The organism is Bacillus cereus group sp. MG16 (assembly GCF_040459875.1).
Lineage (GTDB): Bacteria > Bacillota > Bacilli > Bacillales > Bacillaceae_G > Bacillus_A > Bacillus_A paranthracis.
This window is the reverse complement of record NZ_JARVHE010000001.1, coordinates 1366622-1389932: the sequence shown is the minus strand read 5'-3', so window position 1 is coordinate 1389932 and position 23311 is coordinate 1366622. Positions and strand designations below refer to the sequence as shown.

Sequence of the window (23311 nt, the reverse complement as noted above, 5' to 3'; positions counted from 1 at the left end):
TATCTACTCTAAGTGTACACAAAAAATGTTTGATTTTTGTTAAAAAACAATAAATTTTTGCTAAAAAAATAAACGGGTGTATAATCCCGTTTATTTTTGTCTTTTTACATTTTGAGGTCTTACAATACTTGGTCGTACTTTTAAACTAGACATCGTCGGACGGAGTAGAATTTTTGTTAATGCGCCCCAATCAAATGGTAAAAACGGCCATAAATAAGGGGTTTGCAAACTTTTTATAGACGTTAAAAATAAAATCAATATCGTCATACCAATTACAAAGCCCATCTCATGGAAGAGACCTGTTAAAATAATAACAAATAATTTTCCAACCTTATTCCCTAGCCCTAATTCATAGCTCGGTGTTGCATAAGCACCGATCATAGAAACTGCTACATACAAAATAACTTCTGGTACAAACAAACCTACATCGATTGCTATTTGACCAATTAATATGGCAGAAATTAATCCTGCTGCTGACGATAGCGGCGTTGGAGTATGAATGGCTGCCATCCTTAAAAATTCAAGTCCTACTTCTGCCATTATCACCTGTAATAAAATTGGTAAATGTGTCATCTTAGTCGGTCCAATAAAAGCAAGATTTTCTGGTAAAAGAGTTGGATCAAATACAAACACTAACCAAAACGGTAGTAAAAACAAGGAGAATAAAACACCTAAAAAGCGTACCCAACGTAAAAATGTTCCGATAGCTGGATTTTGTCTAAACTCTTCTGCATGCTGTAAATGATGAAAATATGTTGTTGGCGTAATCATAGCACTCGGTGATGTATCAACTAGTACTAGAACATGTCCTTCTAATAAATGATTTGCTGCTACATCCGGTCTTTCTGTATATCGAATAAGCGGGAATGGATTATAGCTTTGCTTTACAACAAATTCTTCCACTGTTTTATCCGCCATCGTAATGCCATCGACATCGATATTATTTAATTCTTGTTTTATAATCTTTACTAAATCTGGATTTGCCACATCTTGTACATATGTAATACAAATATCCGTTTGCGATCGATCCCCTACTCGAATAATTTCATTTCGAAGACGTGGATCTCGAATTCTTCTACGAATTAACGCTGTATTTACAACGATATTTTCAACAAAACCATCTCTCGCACCGCGTACTACTTTTTCAGTATCTGGCTCTGTCGGTGTTCGTCCTGGGTAGCTACGAACATCTATCGCAAACGCTTCTGTTTCGCCTTCCACAAATATAATAATAAGCCCTGATAACGCTTGAACCATTACTTCATCCATCGTTTTCACTTTACTTACTTGCTGATGAATTAAACGATTCTCTAAAAGCTTTACTGTATCTTCTTCAACATCCCTTATTTCATTCGTATCCACAGCTTCTTCTAAAATAGGAATAATATAATTCGTATCACAAAGTCCATTTACGAATAACACAGCAATTTCTTTATTCAAAATTTGAAATTTACGAATACCAACATCAAATGTAACGCCTAATCCAACCGTTTGTTTTAAATAATTTTCATTGTCACTTATGAAAGTTGAAATAGGGATATCTATTTTTTTAGGCTTCGTCATAAAACCCACTCCTTTCCAAAATTAACTGAATTGCTTTTTTCGTAATTGGTGAGCCTCTCTCCCATTCATCATTTCCACACATCTTACCAATATCACCAATTCCAACAATGACAGGAACATTCAAATCATCTAGACAATAAATTGTATCTCCACTAATTCTGCCAATTTCACCATCTGGGAGTCCAAACTTATCAACGCCATATTCCGTTAAATTCCCGTTTCGATCCACGCTTACATCTACACGTGCCCATTCCCAATGATGTGTATTAGACGCTACCGCTAAAATCCCAAGTACATCAATTTGTTTATGCGTGGCTACATATTTTAAAGCTTTTTCACCAGATCCTTCTCCAATAAATCCACTGTCATCAAACATGACAAATACAGGGTCATATGGCGTTTGCATAATAAGCTCAACAACTTTCTTCCCTGTCAATTTGGTTGGATTGCTTTGTGATGCTGAAATACACCTTCCCCCAAATTCCTTCGTTAAAAGCTCAATTGTTCGCTTTGCATATTCATCTCCATCTGTGACCAAAACAACCCTTCGTCTCATTTGATTTATCCTTTCGGTTTACATATAAGTGCTATAAAAAATGAAAATAATATTGCTGCAGAAATACCTGCAGATGTTAAACTAAACATACCCATACCAATCCCTATATATCCATGTTTTTCTGCCGCATGCATTGCCCCGTGTAATAGGGAATGTCCAAAACTTGTAATAGGAACTGTCGCCCCAGCACCAGCAAACTTTATAAGCTTATCGTACAATCCAAATCCATCTAAAACTGCTCCTATCACTACAAAGGTAGCCATTAAATGAGCTGGTGTTAACTTTGCAAAATCTAACAATACTTGTCCAACTAGACAAATAGCGCCTCCTACAAGAAATGCATATATAAAATCCACAATTCACTCTCCCTTCACTCTCTCAAATACGACACCATGTGCAATTGTTGGAATTGTTTCTTTCTGCTGCATCATCATCGGGCTTAATAACGCGCCAGTAGCAACGACAAAAATTCGTTGTAAATTCCCTTTTTGCATCTCGCTTAATAAATGACCATATGTGACAACAGCTGAACAAGCACAACCACTACCACCTGCAAATACTTCTTCTTGACCCGAATCATAAATCATTAATCCGCAATCATTATATATATGCCCAATATCATAACCTTCTTCCAGTAACAGTTGTTTCGCGATTGGTGTCCCAATAGCAGATAAATCACCGGTAACAATCACATCATAATCATTAGCACTTCTCTTCAAATCTTCAAAATGCTGCTGAATTGTATGAGCCGCAGCCGGCGCCATCGCCGATCCCATATCTAAAGGGTTCGCAATTCCTAAATCTTGTACTTTTCCAATCGTAGCCGACGTAATTTTAATGGCACTTTTTTCTTTACTAATTAATATGGATCCCGCACCTGTAACAGTGGAATTTGCTGTTCCTGGTTTTTGTCCCCCATACTCTGTTGGATAACGAAACTGTCTTTCAGCTGTTGCATTATGACTACTTACCGTCGCTAAAACACGATTTGCGAATCCACCATCTATAAAGGCTGATCCGACCGCTAAAGTCTCCATCGAGGTCGCACAAGCACTAAACATGCCTAAAAAGGGAATTCCCCACTTACGCGCAACGTAATTTGCTGTTACTGTTTGATTTAATAAGTCACCCGCTAAAAAGAAATCAATTTGTGATGTTTCTACATTTGCTTTTTGCATGACTTGTTGAATAGAATCTGACATTAATCTTCGTTCCGCAAGCTCCCAGTTTTCCTCTCCGCAATGTAAATCATCATATGAAATATCAAATTCCTTTCCAAGAGGGCCTTCAGCTTCTTTTGGACCGACGGCAGTACCGGTTGCATTCACATAAATATCATTTTGAAATACCCACGTTTGTTTTCCTGTCAACCTCATACTAGCCCCTCCTTTAAGACATAAAAATTTTAAAAGTATATCTTATTAACCCAATAATGTACGCCCCGACAACACCAAAAACGATTACACTTCCCGCTAGCTTAAACATGTTTGTAGCAACCCCAAGTACAATTCCTTCACTCTTATGCTCTAGCGCAGCACTTGCCATAGAATTCGCAAATCCCGTAACAGGTACGGCCGAACCTGCTCCAGCAAATTGACCGATTTTATCATATACACCACAACCTGTTAAAATCGCCGATAATAGTACAAGAGTTGCGACTGTTGGATTTCCTGCCTCTTGTTCACTAAAATGAAAATAATGTATATAAAATTTCATCAATACTTCTCCGATTGTACAAATGAGTCCACCTACAAAAAATGCCTTAACACAATTTATAAAATAATTTGGCTTCGGATGGTATTCCTTCACTTTATTTACGTAATCGTCCTTTAGTTTTCGCCCTGTCATTTATATATTGCCTCCTACTTTACGAAATAAATCCAGTGAAACAACGAGCCTATTACTTTTCCAAGTACAAGAGCAACGAGTAAAACAACAATCTTCCCCTCTACCCCTACTCGTTTCGCTAAAATAGGTAGAACATTTAACACTTCCGTTAATGCGGCAGCGAGCATTCCAATGAATGTGCCACAAAATATCCCTAATATAACAAGCCAATATTGCGATGTTTGAAATGTAATGTTTTTCAAACTACACCAAGCTCCTGTTAATGTACCTGCAATAACTGCCCACTCAAAATATTGAATGTGCTTTCCACTTCTCGTTAATTGAGCTAGACGAGGGATTATACCAAGTACAGCTAAAAACGCAACATATCCGCTACCTACAGCAATTCCTCCTGCTAAAGCAATTAAAATAACGAATCCAGACTCAATCATCGGTAAGTTGTTTCATATTATCCTTGTTTTCATGAACAATTACATATTGGTCAAGTGATTGCTGGTATTGGAACATCTCCACTTCTAACGGACTCGGCTCTTCATTAATACGCTTTTGAAATACATGATTAAAAAATAAAACCATGCCTAGCCCAAGACCTAATGAATAAGGAATTTGAAATAAAAGTGGTTGCGCCTTAAATTCTCCCGTAATCATGTAATATAACCGTTGGTGCACTTGTTGCATGCTTACATCTTCATGAAAATATATGATGGCAAGGGCTGCTCCAATGAAAAGTAACAACCATACAAGTCCGAAAAAAATCGGATGTACTTTCTTTTTTTCATATATAATTTCAACAAGAGTTTGTCCAGAACCGAGTAAATTAATTTGTATATGAGCGGTTTTTCGCCTAATAATCTCAATTATTTTCATAACATCAATTACAACATGCGTTTTATCACGCGCTGTAATTTTATAAATTACCTCATCCTGTAACGACTGAACTACTGCAGCATCTCCGGCAAGTTGAGCAACATCTCCCAGCTTTACTTCATACGTAGGAGAAACTTTTAATCGATTACGCATTTTAATATAAATTGTTTGTTCCAATTTCCATTCACCTCTTCACTCTTCCTCGTAGTTGTAGTATGGTTATTCAATTTTTTTCTAATACAATTTTTTCATAAAAAAACATCTGTACCATTTCGGTACAGATGTTTTTTTATGCTTTTTTCTTAAATAAATTTGCAATGCTTAATGCGAGCCCTCCCCAAATGACTACTATTCCAATAACCATCATCATAATCGCTGATCCACTCATTATGAAACACCTCGATCTTTCCATTCTTTTTCAAGCTTAGCAGAATCTGAATGTATTTGTGCATTCCATTTCTTTAAACTAATGATTAGCGCAATGATAAGGAACGCTGCTGCAATTGACCAACCATATGTTACGACAAACTCCGTTGAGTAACCTCCATAGTTCTTTTTAATATTTTGGATTGTACCATCAATTAACATGTACCCTAACATAAGCGGAGTAATAACGAGTAAACTCACCCTCCAAAACGTCCCTAACTTAATATCAGATACGAAGTTTGCGTGGTTTTGATAAACTGGTAAACGACGTAAAATGAGTCCTATCGTAACTACTTCCGCTAGAGCAATTGTAATTAATCCGAAGTTATTAGCGAAGTAATCGACAACATCTAGGAACATAAGCCCGCCACGTGTCGCAAAAACGAGAGAAACGAGTACGAGAAGCGTCCCCATAATTCCAATTGTTTTCTGGCGGCTTAAGCTAAACTTTTCAGATACGGCAGCAAAACATACTTCCGCAAGCGAGATGAGGGATGTAATTCCGGCAACCGTTAATGATAAGAAAAATAATACGCCAAATAAAGGTGACATCGGTAATTCATTAATAATTTGCGGGAATACTACGAAAGCTAGCCCTACACCAGCACTTGCTACTTTATCAACTGGTACTCCCATATTATTTGCCATAAATCCAAGAGCCGCAAAGACCCCAATCCCTGCTAATAATTCAAATCCTGAGTTTGCAAACCCAGTAATAAAAGCGTTATTTGTTGTATCTGAGTTTTTCGGTAAATAACTAGAATACGTAATCATAATTCCAAATGCTAAAGATAAGCTAAAGAAGATTTGACCGTAAGCAGCAAGCCATACTTTTCCGTCAAAAATACGACTCCAATCTGGTTTAAAGAATGCATCTAATCCTTGCATTGCACCTTCCATCGTCACTGCACGAACTACGATAATAAGGAACATAACAACTAGTAAAGGGATGAAAATACGGTTCACAACTTCGATTCCTTTTTTAACTCCTTTAAAAGCAACACCAAGCACAATAATCCAAACGAGAGCTAGTGGAATTAATACTTCCGGTACGAGCCCTCCAAACTGTCCCGGTTTATCTGCAACATGTAAATACTCTTTAAATAAAAATGATTCCGTGTCTTTCCCCCATGCGCCAGTAATTGCAAAATACGTATAAGAAATAGACCAAGCAATAATTACTGCATAATATGTTGAAACGATAAACGTTACACACATTTGCCACCATCCGATGAATTCAGCACGCGGATGAATACGAAAGAACGTAAGTGGCGCTGAACCACGGTGACGATGCCCAAGAGCAAATTCAAACGCCAATAATGAAATCCCAGTCGTTAATAATGCGAATAAGTACGGTAAAAAGAATGCGCCTCCTCCATTTTCATACGCCGTATAAGGAAAACGCCATATGTTTCCTAATCCAACGGCAGAGCCGACCGCTGCAAAAATGAATCCAGCCCTCGTTCCCCATTGTTGCCTCGTTTCCATATTTCCTTCCCCCTTTGTGACAAGTTCATAATTGGATTATATTTTAAATTTACTAAATTATCAATAAATTCTGTTAATTTTTAAGAAAGTTTACAATTTCCTCCTATTAAAGTCATAAAAAAAGATCGAATAGATAACTATTCATCTATTCGATCTTTCATCTGTTTTAATATTTTCTTTTCAAGTCTTGAAACTTGCACTTGAGAAATACCTATTCGCTCTGCTACTTCTGATTGAGTTTGGTCTTTATAATAGCGTAAATATACAATTAAACGCTCTCTCTCATCTAATTCTCTAATCGCTTCTTTTAAAGCAATTTTATCAAACCATTTCGTTTCAGATTGATCTGCAATTTGATCTAAAATAGTAATTGGATCTCCGTCGTTTTCATACACCGTTTCATGTATGGATGAAGGGGCACGACTCGCTTCTTGCGCCAGAACCACTTCCTCTGGCGTTAGTTCTAACGCTTCAGCTACTTCATTAATCGTTGGAGCCCTTCCGAATTCTTTCGAAAGCTCATCTCTCATCTTTCGAATTTTGTTTCCTGTTTCTTTTAAAGACCTACTTACTTTCACTGATCCATCATCACGTAAAAATCGTTGTATTTCGCCAATAATCATGGGAACTGCATATGTTGAAAATTTCACGTCGAAAGATAAATCAAATTTATCTACCGATTTTAAGAGTCCAATACATCCAATTTGAAACAAATCGTCTGGTTCGTATCCGCGATTAAGAAAACGCTGCACAACCGACCATACGAGACGCATATTACTTTGAACAATTGTATCTCTTGCTTGTTGATCTCCATCTTGACTTTTTTGAATTAACGCTTTTAGCTCGTGGTCCTTTAACTGAGGTTTCTTCTTCTCATTTTTGACCTCTATGTCCATAGGCTATTCTCCTTAATTGCATAGAGCGTTACTATTTGATAAGTATTTTGTCAAATGGATTGTTGTCCCGAAAGATTCGTTTGAAATAACTTCTACTTCATCCATAAAATTTTCCATGATAGTAAATCCCATTCCGGAACGCTCTAATTCAGGTTTAGTTGTAAAAAGGGGTTGTCTCGCTTCATCTAAATTAAAGATGCCAATCCCTTCATCTCGAATCGTGAGTTTCACCATTGCTTCTTCCAAAATTACAGAAATATAAACAACACCTTCTGCATTTCCTTCGTACCCATGAATAATTGCATTCGTAACCGCTTCTGACACAACTGTTTTAATCTCTGTAAGTTCTTCCATCGTAGGATCTAGTTGTGCAATGAAAGCAGCTACTGTAACGCGAGCGAACGATTCATTTTGACTTAATGCTGAAAATTGAAGGTTCATTTCATTTCTCATTTATGCCACCCCCAACGTCGCGAGCGCATGCGCTTCACTTTCTTCTAAGCGAACAATTTTAAATAAGCCCGACATTTCAAATAAACGTTTAACAGGCGGTGAAATTGCACAAACAACCATTTCTCCACCTAATCCCTTTACATGCTTATATCGGCCTAATATAACACCTAAACCAGAACTATCCATAAACGATAAGTTCTCTAGGCTCAAAACAATATGATGAACACCATGTGTCTCAATCATATCTGTTACTTTCGTTCGCAACTCTTCAGCAGTATGATGATCTAATTCACCCGCTAGCCTCACACATAGGACGTCACGTTTTACTTCTAATTGCATGGAAAGACTCACACGATTTCCTCCTTATGCTCAAACTTTACTCATTTACATACATAAAGATTTTCGTGATACAACATAAGAATCCTTCCTACTGACAAAAGAAGAACTATTTCGCCATAAAGTGAAACCATTCAGCAATTATTTACTTACATACGAATAGAAAAGCGGCAAAATGTTTGCCGCTATTTTGATGTTGAAAACATCCCAAAACTTCTTTTAAATAACTCCCACCAGCTCGCTGCAGCAACATCTTCTTTTGCTACAATTGTTTGTTTTAATAAAACATCTTGATCTTTTTTTATAACAAGTGTACCAAGCGCATCGCCCTTTTTAATCGGCGCTTTCACTTTCTTTTCAGCAATTACTTCTTGCTTTACCTTGTCCATATTTTCGCCCTTCTTCATAAGAAGAGATACATTATCTGACGCAACTAAATCTACTTTTTCTTTTTTCCCTTTTCCTACTTGGACAGTCTTAATTTTTTCGCCTCGTGTATACAATTTCTTTGTCATATATTGACCAAATGCGTAGTCAAGAAGCTTCGTTACTTGATTGTTCCGTTCTTTCGATGTAGGTGCTCCCATAACAACTGAAATAACACGCATCCCATTCTTCTCAGCCGATGCTGTTAAACAATATTTTGCTTCTGTCGTAAAGCCCGTTTTTACACCATCTACTCCAGGATAAAAACGCACTAACTTATTCGTATTAACGAGCCAAAACTTCTTATCCGTATCTTCACGTAAATAGTCTTCGTATTTTCCTGTGTATTTGCGAATAAGTGGGTACTTCATCAATTCTTTCGCCATTATAGCCATATCATTTGCTGTGGAATAATGATCTTTAGCCGGAAGACCTGTCGGATTTTGAAAATGAGTATTTTTCAGTCCTAAATCTTTCGCTTTTTTGTTCATCATATTTACAAAACCTTCTTCTGAACCAGCGATATGCTCTGCTACTGCAACAGACGCATCATTTCCAGATGCAATTGCAATACCCTTTAGCATTTCATTTACGGTCATCTCTTCTCCAGGCTCTAAAAAGATTTGTGATCCACCCATTGAAGCTGCATGCTCACTTGCTCTCACTTTATCGGTCAGTTTTAGTTTTCCTTTTTCAACTTGTTCCATAATTAATAGCATTGTCATAATCTTCGTCATACTAGCAGGCGGTAATTTCTCATTTGGATTTTTATCAAACAAAACTTTACCTGTATCTTGTTCAATTACGATTGCTGACGACGCTTGTTCTGCTAACTTCGGCGTTGTTTCTTCTGTTTTATCCTGCTTCGTCTTCTCAGATTGTGCGAAACTAACTGAAGTACCAGAAAGCAATAACATGAAACAAACAAGTATTCCAAAAACTCGCTTCATGACTAACCCTCCATTCTATATCAAACCTATTTTTTCCAATTCACTGTTTTTTAATACCATATTTTTCTAACATTTTCAGTTGACAAACACATTCATCACCTTTATTGTATTAAGTGTATTACTCACAATAGTACACTCAATACAAGTTAGAAAGGAGACATTGCTCTTGCATATTCAACTTGATCCAAGAAGCAACACTCCGATATGGGAACAAATTGTTCAAAATATAAAAGAACTCGTATTAAAGAACATGTTAGCTCCAAGTGACAAACTACCTTCTGTACGGGAACTCGCTTCTTTACTCGTTATAAATCCAAATACAGTGAGTAAAGCGTATCAAGAGTTAGAGCGACAAGGGATTATTGAAACATTACGAGGAAAAGGAACATTTGTATCCCAATCGATTACCCCAACATTAGACGAAAGGAAAATCGCTATGGTTGAAAAGCAATTTCATCAATTACTATTAGAAGCCTCTTATCTTGGTGTTACGAAAGATAAAATTCATGATTGGATAGATTCATACTATAAAGAGATTGGAGGAAATGCGGATGCTGAAAGTGACAAGCCTGAAGAAAACAATTGATAATCAAACGATTTTAGACGATGTTTCTTTCACATTGCAAAGAGGGAGTATCATCGGATTACTCGGAAGAAACGGTGCGGGGAAAACAACTTTATTACGAACGATGGTCGGCATTTTAGACCCTGATGAAGGGACTGTTACATATGAAGATACAAACGTTCATCAGTGTCCTGAAATAAAGCAAAAAATCGTATATGTTCCGGATTCTACTAACATATTGAACGGATATACGGTAAAAGAAATTGTAAAGTTTTACAAAGAGGTTTATACCGCATTTGATGAAGCATATTTCTATGAACTGTTAGAACGTTTTAACTTACCAAACAAAAGAATTCGTAGTTACTCAAAAGGAATGAAAGCACTGCTCGCCATCATTTTAGCTGTTTCTACAAAAGCAGAATATATCATTTTAGATGAACCGACAAATGGACTTGATCCTATCGTGAAAAGGAAAATTTTACAGTTTCTCGTTGGAGAAGTTGCAGAAAAAGAGATTACCATTTTCATCTCAACTCACCATTTAGATGAAGTGGAACAAATTGCAGATACAATTATTATATTAAAAGGCCATACTATAGCTTCTATTACATCACTAGACGATGCAAAATCACGATTTGCCAAAATACAAGTTGCTTACGAACGTTCATTACCTCAAAAACTAGAAAACTTAAGCAATATTAAAATATTAAATCAAACAGGAAAAGTATATACAATCTTAATTGAAGGAAATGTGGCTACAACACTGGAGAAGTTTTATAAAGAACAACCTATACTCATTGAAGAATTAACAATGTCGCTTGAAGATGTCTTCGTTACGACACTGGAGGAGGATGGGTATGTTTCATAAGGCGTTATGGATGTGGAATTGGAAGCGCGGGAAATACGCTGTGTTACTATTCTTCTTTAGTTCGCTTTATCTTTTATCTTTAGGATACTATAGAAGTGCTCAGATGGAACTCGATAAATATTACGAATTACAAGAAAAAGGTAAACAGTATTATTATTTTTATATCTTTTCTTCAGGAGAAGGTAATAGTTTTTGGTTAACTGTTCTTATCATTGCTTTAGCCTGCTTATTGATAGGATGGGAACGTAGCAACCAATCTAATACACTACTTATGACGATGCCGTTTAAAAGAAAAGATGTTTTCTTATCTAAATGGGCTTTTGGTTCATTTTGTATTTTAGTCTCGTTACTTATCAATTGGATCCTTATGTATGTTATTTATAGAACAACGATTCATTTTGATTATCAATCTTTTAGTCCATTTCATCGATACTTTCTTTATGCGATTGTTTCTTATGTAGCAGTATACACAGCTGCATTATGCATCGGTACTTTTACTGGAAGCATCGTTTCGCAGATTATTTTTTGTGTTCCATGGTTACTAGCAGGGGTTACATTTATTACATTACTATACACTTTTACAACTAACCATTTATACGCTGCAAATATTAAAAATGAAAACTTATATCGACAACTTTTTGAAATCAATCAAAAAACAAATACAGCTGCACCAATTAGTCATTTTTCTATCAATTATTACTATGATCCGGAATCCCGTAAGATCGAGAACAATCCAACTGCTTTAAGAGATCCAGCATCTCATATATATTATTCAGCAAAATCAATGTTGGTCCCGATTTTTTATACATTAGTTTACTTACTACTTGGAACATATTTATATACAAGATCACCAAATGAAAACACTCAGAAGATATTTATGTTCCAAAAGAGTTTACCGATATGGATATGGGGCTCAACCATTTACTTTGCATTACTAGGCGGCTATAAAATAAACCATTTTAATTTCTTACCTAGTTACTATATCGGTTTGTTTCTAACCGGAATCATTACTTATGTTATATTATCACGCCTAACAAATTATAAAGTTTTTTAAAGGAGAGATCCTATGTTTCAAAAAGCACTGTGGCTAAGAACGTATCAACAAAGTAAATATGTTGTATGGTTATTTTGGCTCGTCAGCTTCTATACTTTGTCATATCAATACTATATGACTTCTATTCAAGAGCAACAATTTCTAAATGACAATAAAAAGTGGAACTATGTATATCATTACCATTTTGATTTAACACTTCTAGATTCTGTTCTGCTGTTAGGTAGTGTACTTATCGTTCTAGCTTGTACGTTAATTGGATGGGAAAGACAAAATAACGCTAGCGACTTGTTATGGTCTATGCCCTTTAAACGTTCGCACCTTTATATAACAAAGTGGTTATTTGGAATCTGTAATATCGTCGCAGTTGTCATTTTAAACTGGGGGCTATTTGCTATTATGAAAAAGTTAACTTTTCATAATAAATATCAAGTATTCTCTCCCTTTCATAGTTATTTTATATACATGTTAATTGTATTAATCGCTATTTATACAATTACCTTATGTGTAGGTACAATTACAGGGAATATTATATCGCAAGGATTTCTCACTACAACTATATTAATCTTTCCAGCTTTACTTCCATCACTTATCTCCGGAGTCATTGCTGTTCACTCAAACACTGAATTTCATGAAGACAACAGCCTTATACATGATGTGATGGAAAACATACGTATCTCTAGCCCAGCAGAAGATTTTCGTATTTACTTTAATTATGATCCACAGAGCGCTTATACTGATCAAAATGGAGTACGTCATAACGAACCAAACTTTACAAAGATTCCACCGGCAAAAACATTGATTGGACCTATTGCACATATTATTCTTTTATTACCACTCGGTATATATTTATATGCCCGTTCAATCAATGAGCGAAATGGTAACTATCTATTATATCCAAAGTTACAAAAGTTAGTAATGGCATGCGCTATTTTCTTTGGTGGGATCGTTGGAGGTTTAATACTAAGTCGAGCGCACTCATTGTCCAGCTTTTACATCGGATTTTTAGTAACTAGTTTCATTACGTATTTCTTCCTACCTAAAATATTAAAATGGAAAGTCTCTTGGAATTTTAAATAAAATAGCCTCCTCTCAATGAGGAGGTTATTTCACATTTTCTCTTCTTTTCCCATACTCTTTTTCTTGTTTCGTTCCAAACCCGTCACCATTTGCGACAATTTGATCTGTTGGAGCAACTATACTTTCAGCAATTCTCCATTCTCCACCTTGTTGAATAAACACTTGCATAAAATAATTCATTCCATTTAATTGATACGGATTTTCTTTTTTTACTTCATAACGCGCTGCAACATAATACACTTGCACATTCTCAGTCTCAAACTTAGAAATATATTGTGATAATCTCGGGATGTACTGTGATGCTTTTTGAAGTGGAAGTTGTTTTACTTTTACAAGAGAAGACTTCGTTACATTGCTTATCGTATCTTCATGCCGAATGTTATCACTGTGATGAAATAAAATAGCATTCTGCATAGAGCGAATCCATAGTTTTGAATATAAAACAGGTTGCTTATTTGAAATATGTTGTAATTCTTTTTGAACGACTTGAAGAGGCGTTGCGGCATCCGCGAATTGATGAAAGCAGAAAAAACTTCCAATCATAATGAAAAGCGTACAAATACGTTTCATTATTTTTCACTCCGATTCTTTTTAATTAAAGTATTGGAGTTTCAAAATGTTTTTATTCAAAAGAAAAAGGATAGGAAAGCTGTCGCTCCCTATCCTCATTTATTATAATACGCGGCCAAATAGCTCTAACACCATTTCTATTTCTTGGTCGCTCCAACCTTTAAATCTCTCTTTATAATATTCTTTTCGTACAGCTTCTAGTTTTTCAGTTACTTCTCTTCCGTGTTCTGTAATTTCTAAGTACACGATACGACGATCTGAATTAGAACGTTTTCTTTCTACTAATCCTTTTCGTACAAGACGATCTGTAACAGCTGTAATATGACTGGAGGTTACGTTTACTTCACTCGCAATTTGCGAAGCCATCTGTGGACTGTTTAAAAATAACGCGCGTAATACAGAAAATTCATTATATGGCATATGTTCTGCAAAACGTGTATTAATATCATTTTGTAATAAACGTATCATCTTTCGAAATGATCCGGATAACTCTAAAATCAGTGTTTCTCTTTTTTCGTTCACTAGCCTCGTCCCTTTTTTATCATATTTACACATATTATAATCTATAAATACCCTCGTTGTATATGCTTTCTTTCTTTAACATTCCCATTTATGTAACTTTTTCATACAAATTTCTTTTTTGTTCACACATATACATATAAAAAGGATGGTGATGGAAGATGCAAGGTGGAATGAATCCTTATTTATACAATGTACGCACAGCGAATACTGGTAAAGAAGCGACTATTACTGTACAAGGTGAGGGTGTTGTCAAAGCGAAACCAAATGTCGTTATACTAACACTTGGCATTCGAACTGATAGTAAAAATGTGAAACAAGCGCAAGAAGAAAATGCAGTACAATCAAAACAATTGCTGGATGCACTTAAACAGCTTGGTATCGCTGATAAAGATATAGAAACGATTTCTTATACGATCACTCCTCAATACGAGTATGTAAATGATAAAGCATTACTAGAAGGATATCGGGTGGAACATTTGTATGAAATTACCGTTTTAAATGTACAAAAAGCAGGGGAAGTATATGATATAGCCGTTTCAAATGGAGCAAACGTAGCAAAAGGTTTACGGTTTCGAATATCTCACCCAAATAAATATTATGAGCAAGCTCTCATTCAAGCTCTGCAACAAGCTGTAGAAAAAGCTCGTGCTATTGCGAGTACATACAATTTAAACATTAATCCTGTTCCACTCTCATTCGTTGAAGAATCTGCTCAATTACCAATGGAAGTCGCGTCCTATGCTACTTTACATGCACAAGCGTCTCCTCCCATTCAATCGGGAGAATTAGAGATCATTTCTACAATACGGGCGATTTTTACGTATTTATAAATAATTTCATTTATAAGTAAACGTTATCATTTTCCTTGTTGTAAAAACATGATGTTCTGATATAATAAAGGACGGTGAGCTCTTACAAAAGAGATATCACGGGTGGGAGAGGGATATGAAAAAGAAGGTTTAACATGAAAGGAATACTTGAAAGAACATTTAAATTAGGTTTACACGAAACATCACCAAAACAAGAAGTTTTAGCTGGAGTTACGTCATTTTTTACGATCGTATATATTATGATTGTAAATGCATCCATTTTATCCGATGCTGGCATTCCTCTTGAAGCTGGAATTTTAGCAACTGTTTTCAGTTCATTTGTCGGATGTTTGCTCATGGCATTTTGGGCAAATGCACCTGCTATTCTTGTCCCTGGTATGGGTGTAAATGCATTCTTCACGTACACTGCTGTGCATACGCTCGGATTAACTTGGCAGGAAGCATTAGCAGCTGTCTTCATCTCTGGTATTATTTTTGCAATTGCTGCGTTTACACCAATCGCTCGCGTGCTTTCAGTATCGATTCCAAAGTCACTAAAGGAAGCTATCACTGTCGGCATCGGATTATTTTTAGCATTTATCGGATTGCAAAAAGGTGGTTTAGTCGTTTCGAATCCAAATACTGCTGTTGCAATGGGTAAATTAAGTAGCCCTGTCGTTCTTGCGACCGTGCTTACTCTTATCGTTGCACTCGTATTATTTATTCGTAACGTACGTGGAAACTTTTTATGGACGATTGCAATAGGAACTGGTATTGCATGGCTGTTTGGCCTTGTTGATACAAGTCAAATCGGAAATAGTTCATTCTCATTCGCTAATTACGGCGATGTGTTTGGGGCTATGTCATTTGGCAAACTTTCTTCCTTACCATTTTGGATTGCAACATTCTCCTTAAGCATGGTGCTTATTTTTGAGAACATGGGACTTCTGCACGGTTTATTAGAAGATGACCGTAAATTCCCACGTGCTTACCAAGCCAATGCAATTTCAGCAATGACATGTGGTCTATTTGGCACAAGCCCTACCGTATCAACAGTAGAGAGTGCCGCAGGTATTACTGCAGGCGGAAAGACAGGTCTGACGTCTATCGTTACAGGGTTGTTATTCTTTGCATCACTGTTTGCACTTCCGTTTGTCAAACTAATTCCTGATAGTGCCATTGCACCAATCTTAATTATTATTGGCGGCCTGATGATTACAAGCATTCAACAAATTCCTCTGAACGATTTTTCAGAAGGATTTCCAGCGTTCTTAATTATCGTCATGATCCCGCTCACATATAGTATCGCTGATGGCATTGCGTTCGGATTTATTGCTTATCCTATCTTAAAAGTTGCTCTTGGAAAGCGTAAAGAAGTCGCACCGTCTATGTATATCATTACATGCTTATTCTTAGCCATGTTCGTATTACATGCTATTGGTTAAGTAAAAACACCGAGGAATTTTCCCTCGGTGTTTTTTACTTAAACCATCCTTTTTTATAAAACCAAGCCATCATGCCGCCGCCAATTAGTGCCATAATAAGTAAACAAATAAAATAACTATATTGTCCACCGAGCTCTGGCATATGCGTAAAGTTCATTCCATATACTCCCGCAATAAATGTTAATGGCATGAAAATAGTCGAGAATACAGTTAATGTTTTCATAATGTTATTCATATGATGCGAGTTTAATGAAAAATAGCTATCTCGAATATCTGCTGTTAACTCCCGGCTTGCTTCAATCATTTCGGTCAATTTAAGCAAATGATCATGTATATCTTTAAAATAAATTTCATGATCACTTATACCGTAAAAACGAGTCGAATTTAAAATACGGTACAATAAATCACGCATCGGAATAATTGTACGTCTTAACTTCGATAAATCTGCACGTATATCAAATACTTCTTCTAGTACACTTCCTGCCGTTTCACCCGTTAAATTATCATCAATTGCATTTAAATGATCCTCAATGTAATATACAGGCGCAAAATAGTCATCTACAATTTGATCGATAATTGTATGCGCTACGTGCAGGGGACTATTTTTAATACGCTTCTTTTCTCCAAGCGTTTTCCATACTCTTTCAATTGCATTGTTATGAGAAAAGTGGAAAGAAACAATATAACGGTCACTAATAAATAAATCAATCTCGTGCGGTTCTAATCCATCCTCACCAAATGCATGAAGAACTAAAAAGTTATATCCATCATAAAAATCAACTTTTGGCCTCTGTACATATTCTATGCAGTCTTCAATTGCAAGGGGATGGAACTTAAAATGATCTTGCAAAATGTATGTATACTCTTCTTTCGTTGGCTTATATAAATCTAGCCAATACCATACAATATGGTCTTTCTTTGTTTCCTCTAACGAAACATCATATAATACTTCATCTGTTTTTGTTATTGCACAAATTCTAATCATATTTTCACCCATTATTATTATAAACAAAAAATAGTAAAAAAAGCCAAGGAGAAATACTCCCTGGCCCTTCTTTATTATTCAGTAACGATGCCGTGCACTAATGTTGGTGCATCTACATGCTCTTTAGAGATCTTCATGTTCTCATAAATTTTTGCTTTTACGTCTTCTACATTTTCACGGTTTGCGTAAATGGTAACAAGGGATTCACCTTTTTTCATGCTGTCCCCTACTTTTTTACGAAGCATTAAGCCAACTGCTAAATCAATTTCAGATTCCTTCGTCGCACGTCCTGCTCCTAAAAGCATTGCTGCTGTTCCGATTTCATCTGCAACGATTTCTGATACATAACCGTCTTCCTTCGCTTCCACTTCAATTTTAAATTGTGCTTGTGGTAATTTAGAAGGATCATCAACAACAGATGCATCGCCGCCTTGCGCTGATAAGAACGTTTTAAATGATTCTAGCGCCTTACCGTTGTTCATTACTTCAATTAATTTCTCACGTGCATCTTCTAGAGATGAAGCTTGTCCAGCAAGGTATACCATTTGACTTCCAAGCGTTAAACATAACTCTTCTAAATCTTTCGGTCCTTTACCTTGTAATGTATCAATTGCTTCTTGTACTTCAAGTGCGTTACCAATAGCCTCACCAAGTGGTTGACTCATATCAGAAATAACAGCCATCGTATTACGACCAACGTTATTACCAATGCGCACCATTGCTTCTGCTAAACGTTTTGCATCTTCATCTGTTTTCATAAATGCACCTGCTCCAGTTTTTACATCAAGAACAATTGCATCTGCACCAGCAGCAATTTTTTTACTCATAATTGAGCTTGCAATAAGCGGAATTGAGTTTACTGTTGCAGTTACATCACGAAGTGCATACAATTTTTTATCCGCAGGTGTTAAGTTTCCACTTTGACCAATAACTGCGATTTTATTTTCATTTACAAGACGCATGAATTCATCATTTTCGATTTCAACATGGAATCCTGGAACTGCTTCTAACTTATCAATTGTACCACCAGTATGTCCTAGACCACGTCCAGACATTTTTGCAACCGGTACACCTAAAGCGGCTACTAATGGACCTAATACAAGTGTTGTTGTATCACCAACGCCACCTGTCGAGTGCTTATCTACTTTTACTCCTTCAATAGCTGATAAGTCGATTGTATCACCGCTATTTACCATTGCCATCGTTAAATCTGCACGTTCTTGATCGTTCATATCTTGGAAGAAAATTGCCATTGCAAGTGAACTTACTTGATAATCAGGAATATCACCATTTGTATATCCTTCAACAATAAAGTTAATTTCTTCTGTCGTTAATGCATGTCCATCACGTTTTTTTGCAATTAGGTCCACCATTCTCATTGTGAGGTCACCCCTTCATTTGTTTTACGATTGCTTTTACTAATGCTAAGAAGTTAGCTTTAACACGTTCTGTCGTTTCGATTACTTCATCGTGGTGAAGTGGCTGATCTAAAATACCAGCTGCCATATTTGAAATACAAGAAATACCAAGTACTTTCATACCAGCGTGACGCGCTACAATTACTTCAGGTACTGTTGACATACCAACTGCATCTCCACCAAGTGTACGAAGCATACGAATTTCAGCAGGTGTTTCATATACAGGACCTGTCATTCCAACGTATACCCCTTCTTGTACTTTAATATTTAAGTCTGCTGCAACTTGTTTCGCCATTTCGCGAAGCTCTACTGTATATGATGTAGACATATCAGGGAAACGTACACCCATTTCAGAATCATTTGGTCCGATTAATGGATTTGTACCCATGAAGTTAATGTGATCTGAAATTAACATAAGATCGCCTGGTTCGAATGATGTATTTACACCACCAGCTGCATTTGTTACAACAACTGTTTCTACCCCTAGTTCTTTCATAACACGAACTGGGAATGTTACTTTTTGCATATCATATCCTTCATAGAAGTGGAAACGTCCTTGCATTGCTACTACCGTTACACCTTGAAGTGTACCGAATACTAGTTGACCTGCATGGCCTTCTACAGTTGAAACTGGGAATTCAGGGATTTCACTGTAAGGTACTGTTACTGCGTTCTCGATTTCATCTGCTAATACACCTAGTCCAGATCCAAGGATTAGTCCTACTTGTGGTGTCTCTTGAAATTTCTCTTTTAAGTATGAAGCTGATTTTGTAATAAGTTCACGATTCATTTGTTTATCCCCCTATTTCTTTAGCTCGTTTAAGAAGCTTGTTCCGTATTCTGGCATTTTCACACCGAAGTTTTCTGCTACAGTTGCACCAATATCAGCAAATGTTTGACGAAGTGGTAACTCTTTTCCGCCTTCTTTCATGCTTGGGCTATATGCTAATAACGGTACATATTCACGTGTATGATCAGTACCATTATGCACTGGGTCATTACCGTGGTCTGCTGTAATTAATAATAGATCATCTTCTTTTAGTTTTTCGAATACTTCTGGAAGACGTGCATCATATTCTTGCAGAGCTTCTCCGTATCCTTGTGGATCACGACGGTGACCGAATAATGCATCAAAATCAACTAAGTTTAAGAAGCTAAGACCTGTAAATTCCATATTTAATGTATCTACAAGCTTATCCATCCCATCCATGTTAGACTTCGTACGAAGTGATTCAGTTACCCCTTCACCATCATAGATGTCAGAGATTTTACCGATAGCAATCACATCATAATCACTATCTTTTAATTCATTCATTACTGTACGGCCGAATGGTTTTAATGCATAGTCATGACGGTTCGGTGTACGTGTAAAGTTTCCAGGCTCACCAACGAATGGACGAGCAATAACACGGCCTACCATGTACTTCTCATCTAACGTTAATTCACGTGCAATTTTACAAATTTTATATAACTCATCAAGCGGCACTACTTCTTCGTGTGCTGCGATTTGTAGTACGCTATCAGCAGAAGTATAAACAATTAAAGAGCCTGTTTCCATTTGTTCTTGACCAAGTTCATCAAGAATTTCAGTTCCAGAAGCTGGTTTATTACCGATGATTTTACGGCCTGTTTTTTCTTCTAATTCATCAAGTAATTCTTTTGGGAATCCTTCTGGGAACACTTGGAATGGTGTATCAATGTAAAGACCCATGATTTCCCAGTGGCCTGTCATTGTATCTTTACCAGTAGATTTTTCTTGCATTTTTGTATAATATCCAAGTGGTTTTTCTACTTTAGAGATGCCTTTCATTTCACGAATGTTACCAAGACCTAATTTCACCATGTTAGGCATTTGTAACCCATTCATATGTTCAGCAATGTGACCAATTGTGTCAGATCCTAAATCACCAAATTGTTCAGCATCTGGTGCTTCACCGATTCCAACAGAGTCCATTACGACTAGGAATATACGTTTATATTTATTCATAACTGCGACCTCCTATAAGTTCAGTTCTACTTCTTGTAGTATGTTCAAAACGCTATAAAGTGAAACTGTTCTCCATAAGAATTATCTTTCGTTCTCATTATCAAACAGTACTTCTTTAAATCATTCTCTAACCTATTTCGTTTACCTTGAAACGACTCAAAAACATTTCTAGTTTTTTCTAAGTCAGATGTCAGACATCTGATACTGATATCATAACATGTTTACGCTTTCTTTTTAATACATTTTCGTAGAATTTCTCATTTTCTTCACACTTCTATTGTAATCCATTATGCACAGAAGTGCTAATCATTTTATGATTTATTTCTTCATATAAAGTGAAATTTTAATCAGTGGCGGTTTTGTTCTTTCCCACTTATCATTTTCAGAATAAAAATAAAAAAAGCAGCTCTAAAGAGCTACCTTTTTATTTTACTTCTACTGTTTCTTCTTTATGTTCATGCAATTCGCCTTTTTTAACATGAACTTTCACTTTGTAAGAACCCTTTTCTTTGAAAGTATGTTTCGTTTCATACTCCCCTTTATTTCCTTCTTTTGCTGGAATGAATTCGTGTTTTTCCACACCATCTTTCCAAATCTCAAGTTGTACTTCAGCACCAGTTAAAGCTTCTTCTTTTTGTTTTAAATGAACTTTCATTGTTGATTCAGCATTTGCTTTTATGTCACCAGCCATAAGGTGAATCATTGTATCGCTTTTATGATCGCCATGTCCTGCACCATGATCACTATTTTCTTTTTTCGCATCTTCTACTTTCGCATTTCCTACAGCCACTTTTACTTCTGGCATAACATGCATTTCACGCGCATTTGTGTGAGCGATAATATGGTATACGCCATCCGTCTCGAACGTTTTCTCTACAGCATAAACACCTTTTCCTTTATGCTTACCTTCTAGCATCTCGTGCTTTTCGTCGCCAGCTTTCCAAATTTCAAACTTTACATCATCAGCATCTGTTACCTTTTCTTTTCCTTGTGTAACAAGTGCTTGTACTTCTGTTTTTTCACCAGGTTTAATTTCTTTCGGATTTGTTTGAACTGCTACTTTTACAGCTTCTAGTTTCTGTTCTTTTTTCGGTTCTTCTTTGTTTGTATTACAGCCAGCCAATGCTAGCATCGCGATAAATAAAGTCATAATAAGTTTTTTCATCATCATTTCCTCCTTCATACTTTATTTAGTATAGAGGAAATACATTGTAATATTCTAGTCTTCTGCTGAAAACAATGTACGAAATGTTTGTGAAGTTTCTGTGAAGTGCTATAGCCTTTTGAATCTATGAAAAAAGAGCATAGTACCTATGCTCTCGGATGAAACTGTTTATATACATCTTTTAATCTAGTTTTTGAAACATGCGTATAAATTTGTGTCGTTGAAATATCTGCATGTCCAAGCATTTCTTGCACAGCACGTAAGTCTGCTCCATTTTCTAATAAATGCGTAGCAAAAGAATGACGCAATGTATGAGGTGTAAGCTCTTTTTCAATATTTGCTTCTTTCGCTAATCGTTTTAAAATTTTCCAAAATCCTTGTCTTGATAATCGATTGCCATGATGGTTTAAAAAGAGTGCATCTACTACTTTTTTCCCCATCAATTCTCTTCTTCCCTTTTCAATATACTTTTGAATCGCTTCCGTCGCTAAACTTCCTAGTGGAATAATTCTTTCTTTATTCCCTTTCCCTATGCATCGAACAAATCCCATCGTTAAATGTACATCTTCTAAATTTAATGCAATTAATTCTGAAACACGAAGTCCTGTTGCATACAATAACTCTAGCATCGCTTTATCACGAACCCCAAAAGCGCTCGTCATTTTTGGTGTCTGCAGTAACGCCTCTACTTCATCAACTGACAATACTTTCGGTAATTTCCGTTCTCCTTGCGGCGTTTCAATATGTACGGATGGATCGTGCTCTACCGCTCGTTCACGAAGTAAAAATTGGTGAAACGAACGAATCGATGCAATATGACGTGCTAATGTTTTCGAAGATTTTCCGTTTTCTTTTAAGTGCTGCAGAAAGTTAACAATGTGCAAGCGTGTCACTTCGTGAAAGCTTTTCGCTTGTTCTACATTTTGCAAATACTTTACATAACTTTTTAAATCACGTTCATAAGATACTACTGTATTTTTCGCTAGTCCTTTTTCAACAACCATATAATGAATAAAATCTTTTAATTGATCTTCCAA

General features: G+C 36.2%; 27 protein-coding genes. 6 read left to right on the top strand and 21 right to left on the bottom strand.

Translation table 11 applies throughout. The annotated features are described in order from the left end of the window. Positions 1-90: 90 nt before the first annotated feature. The 13 genes from spoVAF to dacF all read right to left on the bottom strand — a co-directional run bounded on the left by spoVAF (position 91) and on the right by dacF (position 9809). On the bottom strand, positions 91-1563 hold the full coding sequence (gene spoVAF / locus QCI73_RS07320; protein WP_353822712.1) for a spore germination protein SpoVAF: 1473 nt from the start codon (positions 1561-1563) through the stop codon (positions 91-93). Continuing rightward, positions 1550-2119, bottom strand: coding sequence for a stage V sporulation protein SpoVABEA (gene spoVAEA / locus QCI73_RS07315; RefSeq protein WP_001254414.1), 570 nt, complete (start codon positions 2117-2119; stop codon positions 1550-1552). The genes spoVAF and spoVAEA overlap by 14 nt, the downstream gene beginning before the upstream one ends. Before the next feature lie 5 nt (positions 2120-2124). Next, complete coding sequence (spoVAE, locus tag QCI73_RS07310; RefSeq protein WP_000345905.1) at positions 2125-2475, bottom strand: stage V sporulation protein AE; 351 nt, start codon at positions 2473-2475, stop codon at positions 2125-2127. 3 nt (positions 2476-2478) lie between these two features. After that, positions 2479-3495, bottom strand: a complete 1017-nt coding sequence (gene spoVAD, locus QCI73_RS07305) for a stage V sporulation protein AD (protein WP_001241152.1) — start codon at positions 3493-3495, stop codon at positions 2479-2481. A 13-nt stretch (positions 3496-3508) separates the two neighbouring features. Next, positions 3509-3967, bottom strand: coding sequence for a stage V sporulation protein AC (gene spoVAC / locus QCI73_RS07300; protein WP_000147736.1), 459 nt, complete (start codon positions 3965-3967; stop codon positions 3509-3511). 14 nt (positions 3968-3981) lie between these two features. Next, entirely contained in the window at positions 3982-4398 is a 417-nt protein-coding gene (gene spoVAB / locus QCI73_RS07295) for a stage V sporulation protein SpoVAB (RefSeq protein WP_000572932.1), read from the bottom strand. Continuing rightward, positions 4391-5011: a stage V sporulation protein SpoVAA gene (gene spoVAA, locus QCI73_RS07290; protein WP_000438355.1), complete on the bottom strand. Its 621-nt coding sequence runs from the start codon at positions 5009-5011 to the stop codon at positions 4391-4393. The genes spoVAB and spoVAA overlap by 8 nt, the downstream gene beginning before the upstream one ends. A 112-nt stretch (positions 5012-5123) precedes the next feature. Next, positions 5124-5222, bottom strand: coding sequence for a methionine/alanine import family NSS transporter small subunit (locus QCI73_RS07285; protein WP_000016826.1), 99 nt, complete (start codon positions 5220-5222; stop codon positions 5124-5126). Further along, the gene (locus QCI73_RS07280; RefSeq protein ID WP_000450065.1) at positions 5222-6748 is read right to left on the bottom strand and encodes a sodium-dependent transporter; all 1527 of its coding nucleotides are present in this window, start codon (positions 6746-6748) and stop codon (positions 5222-5224) included. Before QCI73_RS07280 ends, QCI73_RS07285 begins: the two co-directional genes overlap by 1 nt. Positions 6749-6885: 137 nt before the next feature. Continuing rightward, entirely contained in the window at positions 6886-7644 is a 759-nt protein-coding gene (gene sigF / locus QCI73_RS07275) for an RNA polymerase sporulation sigma factor SigF (RefSeq protein WP_000350729.1), read from the bottom strand. A 12-nt stretch (positions 7645-7656) separates the two neighbouring features. Beyond that, positions 7657-8097, bottom strand: coding sequence for an anti-sigma F factor (gene spoIIAB / locus QCI73_RS07270; RefSeq protein WP_001243400.1), 441 nt, complete (start codon positions 8095-8097; stop codon positions 7657-7659). Continuing rightward, complete coding sequence (gene spoIIAA / locus QCI73_RS07265; RefSeq protein ID WP_000059133.1) at positions 8098-8448, bottom strand: anti-sigma F factor antagonist; 351 nt, start codon at positions 8446-8448, stop codon at positions 8098-8100. A gap of 170 nt (positions 8449-8618) precedes the next feature. Next, entirely contained in the window at positions 8619-9809 is a 1191-nt protein-coding gene (gene dacF, locus QCI73_RS07260; protein ID WP_000831986.1) for a serine-type D-Ala-D-Ala carboxypeptidase DacF, read from the bottom strand. 166 nt (positions 9810-9975) lie between these two features. Between dacF and QCI73_RS07255 the strand changes: the two genes are divergently transcribed. From QCI73_RS07255 to QCI73_RS07240, 4 genes are read left to right on the top strand one after another with little or no spacing between them, the layout of a single operon-like run. Beyond that, positions 9976-10395, top strand: coding sequence for a GntR family transcriptional regulator (locus QCI73_RS07255; protein ID WP_000548034.1), 420 nt, complete (start codon positions 9976-9978; stop codon positions 10393-10395). After that, entirely contained in the window at positions 10361-11242 is an 882-nt protein-coding gene (locus QCI73_RS07250; RefSeq protein ID WP_353822711.1) for an ABC transporter ATP-binding protein, read from the top strand. The genes QCI73_RS07255 and QCI73_RS07250 overlap by 35 nt, the downstream gene beginning before the upstream one ends. After that, positions 11232-12296 carry an ABC transporter permease gene (locus QCI73_RS07245; protein WP_353822710.1) on the top strand — a complete coding sequence of 355 codons (1065 nt, stop codon included), beginning with the start codon at positions 11232-11234 and terminating at the stop codon, positions 12294-12296. The genes QCI73_RS07250 and QCI73_RS07245 overlap by 11 nt, the downstream gene beginning before the upstream one ends. A gap of 12 nt (positions 12297-12308) precedes the next feature. After that, positions 12309-13373: an ABC transporter permease subunit gene (locus QCI73_RS07240; RefSeq protein WP_000486552.1), complete on the top strand. Its 1065-nt coding sequence runs from the start codon at positions 12309-12311 to the stop codon at positions 13371-13373. A gap of 24 nt (positions 13374-13397) precedes the next feature. On the opposite strand, the gene QCI73_RS07235 is transcribed toward QCI73_RS07240, so the two are convergent. Together QCI73_RS07235 and QCI73_RS07230 are read right to left on the bottom strand one after the other, a co-directional pair. Continuing rightward, positions 13398-13943 carry a hypothetical protein gene (locus tag QCI73_RS07235; protein ID WP_270722071.1) on the bottom strand — a complete coding sequence of 182 codons (546 nt, stop codon included), beginning with the start codon at positions 13941-13943 and terminating at the stop codon, positions 13398-13400. 102 nt (positions 13944-14045) lie between these two features. Next, the gene (locus QCI73_RS07230; protein ID WP_001003315.1) at positions 14046-14465 is read right to left on the bottom strand and encodes a MarR family winged helix-turn-helix transcriptional regulator; all 420 of its coding nucleotides are present in this window, start codon (positions 14463-14465) and stop codon (positions 14046-14048) included. A gap of 158 nt (positions 14466-14623) precedes the next feature. On the opposite strand from QCI73_RS07230, the gene QCI73_RS07225 reads away from it, so the two are divergent. Continuing rightward, positions 14624-15295 carry an SIMPL domain-containing protein gene (locus QCI73_RS07225; protein WP_353822709.1) on the top strand — a complete coding sequence of 224 codons (672 nt, stop codon included), beginning with the start codon at positions 14624-14626 and terminating at the stop codon, positions 15293-15295. 134 nt (positions 15296-15429) lie between these two features. Next, a complete protein-coding gene (locus tag QCI73_RS07220) occupies positions 15430-16719 on the top strand; it encodes an NCS2 family permease (protein WP_000676253.1) in 1290 nt (429 codons plus the stop codon). Positions 16720-16753: 34 nt separating this feature from the next. Here QCI73_RS07220 and corA read toward each other — a convergent pair whose 3' ends face one another. From corA to xerD, 6 genes are all read right to left on the bottom strand, one after another. After that, positions 16754-17716, bottom strand: a complete 963-nt coding sequence (gene corA, locus QCI73_RS07215) for a magnesium/cobalt transporter CorA (RefSeq protein ID WP_001998197.1) — start codon at positions 17714-17716, stop codon at positions 16754-16756. A gap of 62 nt (positions 17717-17778) precedes the next feature. After that, on the bottom strand, positions 17779-19083 hold the full coding sequence (locus tag QCI73_RS07210) for a pyrimidine-nucleoside phosphorylase (RefSeq protein ID WP_353822708.1): 1305 nt from the start codon (positions 19081-19083) through the stop codon (positions 17779-17781). Between the two features lie 7 nt (positions 19084-19090). Next, entirely contained in the window at positions 19091-19912 is an 822-nt protein-coding gene (locus QCI73_RS07205) for a purine-nucleoside phosphorylase (RefSeq protein ID WP_001078446.1), read from the bottom strand. 12 nt (positions 19913-19924) lie between these two features. Continuing rightward, a complete protein-coding gene (deoB, locus tag QCI73_RS07200; RefSeq protein ID WP_353822707.1) occupies positions 19925-21109 on the bottom strand; it encodes a phosphopentomutase in 1185 nt (394 codons plus the stop codon). Between the two features lie 424 nt (positions 21110-21533). Further along, positions 21534-22277 carry a FixH family protein gene (locus QCI73_RS07195; protein WP_001993299.1) on the bottom strand — a complete coding sequence of 248 codons (744 nt, stop codon included), beginning with the start codon at positions 22275-22277 and terminating at the stop codon, positions 21534-21536. Between the two features lie 143 nt (positions 22278-22420). Beyond that, entirely contained in the window at positions 22421-23311 is an 891-nt protein-coding gene (gene xerD, locus QCI73_RS07190) for a site-specific tyrosine recombinase XerD (protein WP_000390084.1), read from the bottom strand.

Bases quoted from the DNA above. Each gene is read 5' to 3' on its own strand.
- deoB (WP_353822707.1), bottom strand. From the start codon at position 21,109: ATGAATAAATATAAACGTATATTCCTAGTCGTAATGGACTCTGTTGGA.
- spoVAF (WP_353822712.1), bottom strand. From the start codon at position 1,563: ATGACGAAGCCTAAAAAAATAGATATCCCTATTTCAACTTTCATAAGT.
- spoVAEA (WP_001254414.1), bottom strand. From the start codon at position 2,119: ATGAGACGAAGGGTTGTTTTGGTCACAGATGGAGATGAATATGCAAAG.
- QCI73_RS07250 (WP_353822711.1), top strand. From the start codon at position 10,361: ATGCTGAAAGTGACAAGCCTGAAGAAAACAATTGATAATCAAACGATT.
- spoVAC (WP_000147736.1), bottom strand. From the start codon at position 3,967: ATGACAGGGCGAAAACTAAAGGACGATTACGTAAATAAAGTGAAGGAA.
- QCI73_RS07280 (WP_000450065.1), bottom strand. From the start codon at position 6,748: ATGGAAACGAGGCAACAATGGGGAACGAGGGCTGGATTCATTTTTGCA.
- QCI73_RS07225 (WP_353822709.1), top strand. From the start codon at position 14,624: ATGCAAGGTGGAATGAATCCTTATTTATACAATGTACGCACAGCGAAT.
- QCI73_RS07195 (WP_001993299.1), bottom strand. From the start codon at position 22,277: ATGATGAAAAAACTTATTATGACTTTATTTATCGCGATGCTAGCATTG.
- spoIIAB (WP_001243400.1), bottom strand. From the start codon at position 8,097: ATGAGAAATGAAATGAACCTTCAATTTTCAGCATTAAGTCAAAATGAA.
- sigF (WP_000350729.1), bottom strand. From the start codon at position 7,644: ATGGACATAGAGGTCAAAAATGAGAAGAAGAAACCTCAGTTAAAGGAC.
- QCI73_RS07285 (WP_000016826.1), bottom strand. From the start codon at position 5,222: ATGAGTGGATCAGCGATTATGATGATGGTTATTGGAATAGTAGTCATT.
- corA (WP_001998197.1), bottom strand. From the start codon at position 17,716: ATGGGTGAAAATATGATTAGAATTTGTGCAATAACAAAAACAGATGAA.
- QCI73_RS07205 (WP_001078446.1), bottom strand. From the start codon at position 19,912: ATGAATCGTGAACTTATTACAAAATCAGCTTCATACTTAAAAGAGAAA.
- dacF (WP_000831986.1), bottom strand. From the start codon at position 9,809: ATGAAGCGAGTTTTTGGAATACTTGTTTGTTTCATGTTATTGCTTTCT.
- spoVAB (WP_000572932.1), bottom strand. From the start codon at position 4,398: ATGATTGAGTCTGGATTCGTTATTTTAATTGCTTTAGCAGGAGGAATT.
- QCI73_RS07220 (WP_000676253.1), top strand. From the start codon at position 15,430: ATGAAAGGAATACTTGAAAGAACATTTAAATTAGGTTTACACGAAACA.
- QCI73_RS07240 (WP_000486552.1), top strand. From the start codon at position 12,309: ATGTTTCAAAAAGCACTGTGGCTAAGAACGTATCAACAAAGTAAATAT.
- spoVAD (WP_001241152.1), bottom strand. From the start codon at position 3,495: ATGAGGTTGACAGGAAAACAAACGTGGGTATTTCAAAATGATATTTAT.
- QCI73_RS07245 (WP_353822710.1), top strand. From the start codon at position 11,232: ATGTTTCATAAGGCGTTATGGATGTGGAATTGGAAGCGCGGGAAATAC.
- QCI73_RS07210 (WP_353822708.1), bottom strand. From the start codon at position 19,083: ATGAGAATGGTGGACCTAATTGCAAAAAAACGTGATGGACATGCATTA.
- QCI73_RS07235 (WP_270722071.1), bottom strand. From the start codon at position 13,943: ATGAAACGTATTTGTACGCTTTTCATTATGATTGGAAGTTTTTTCTGC.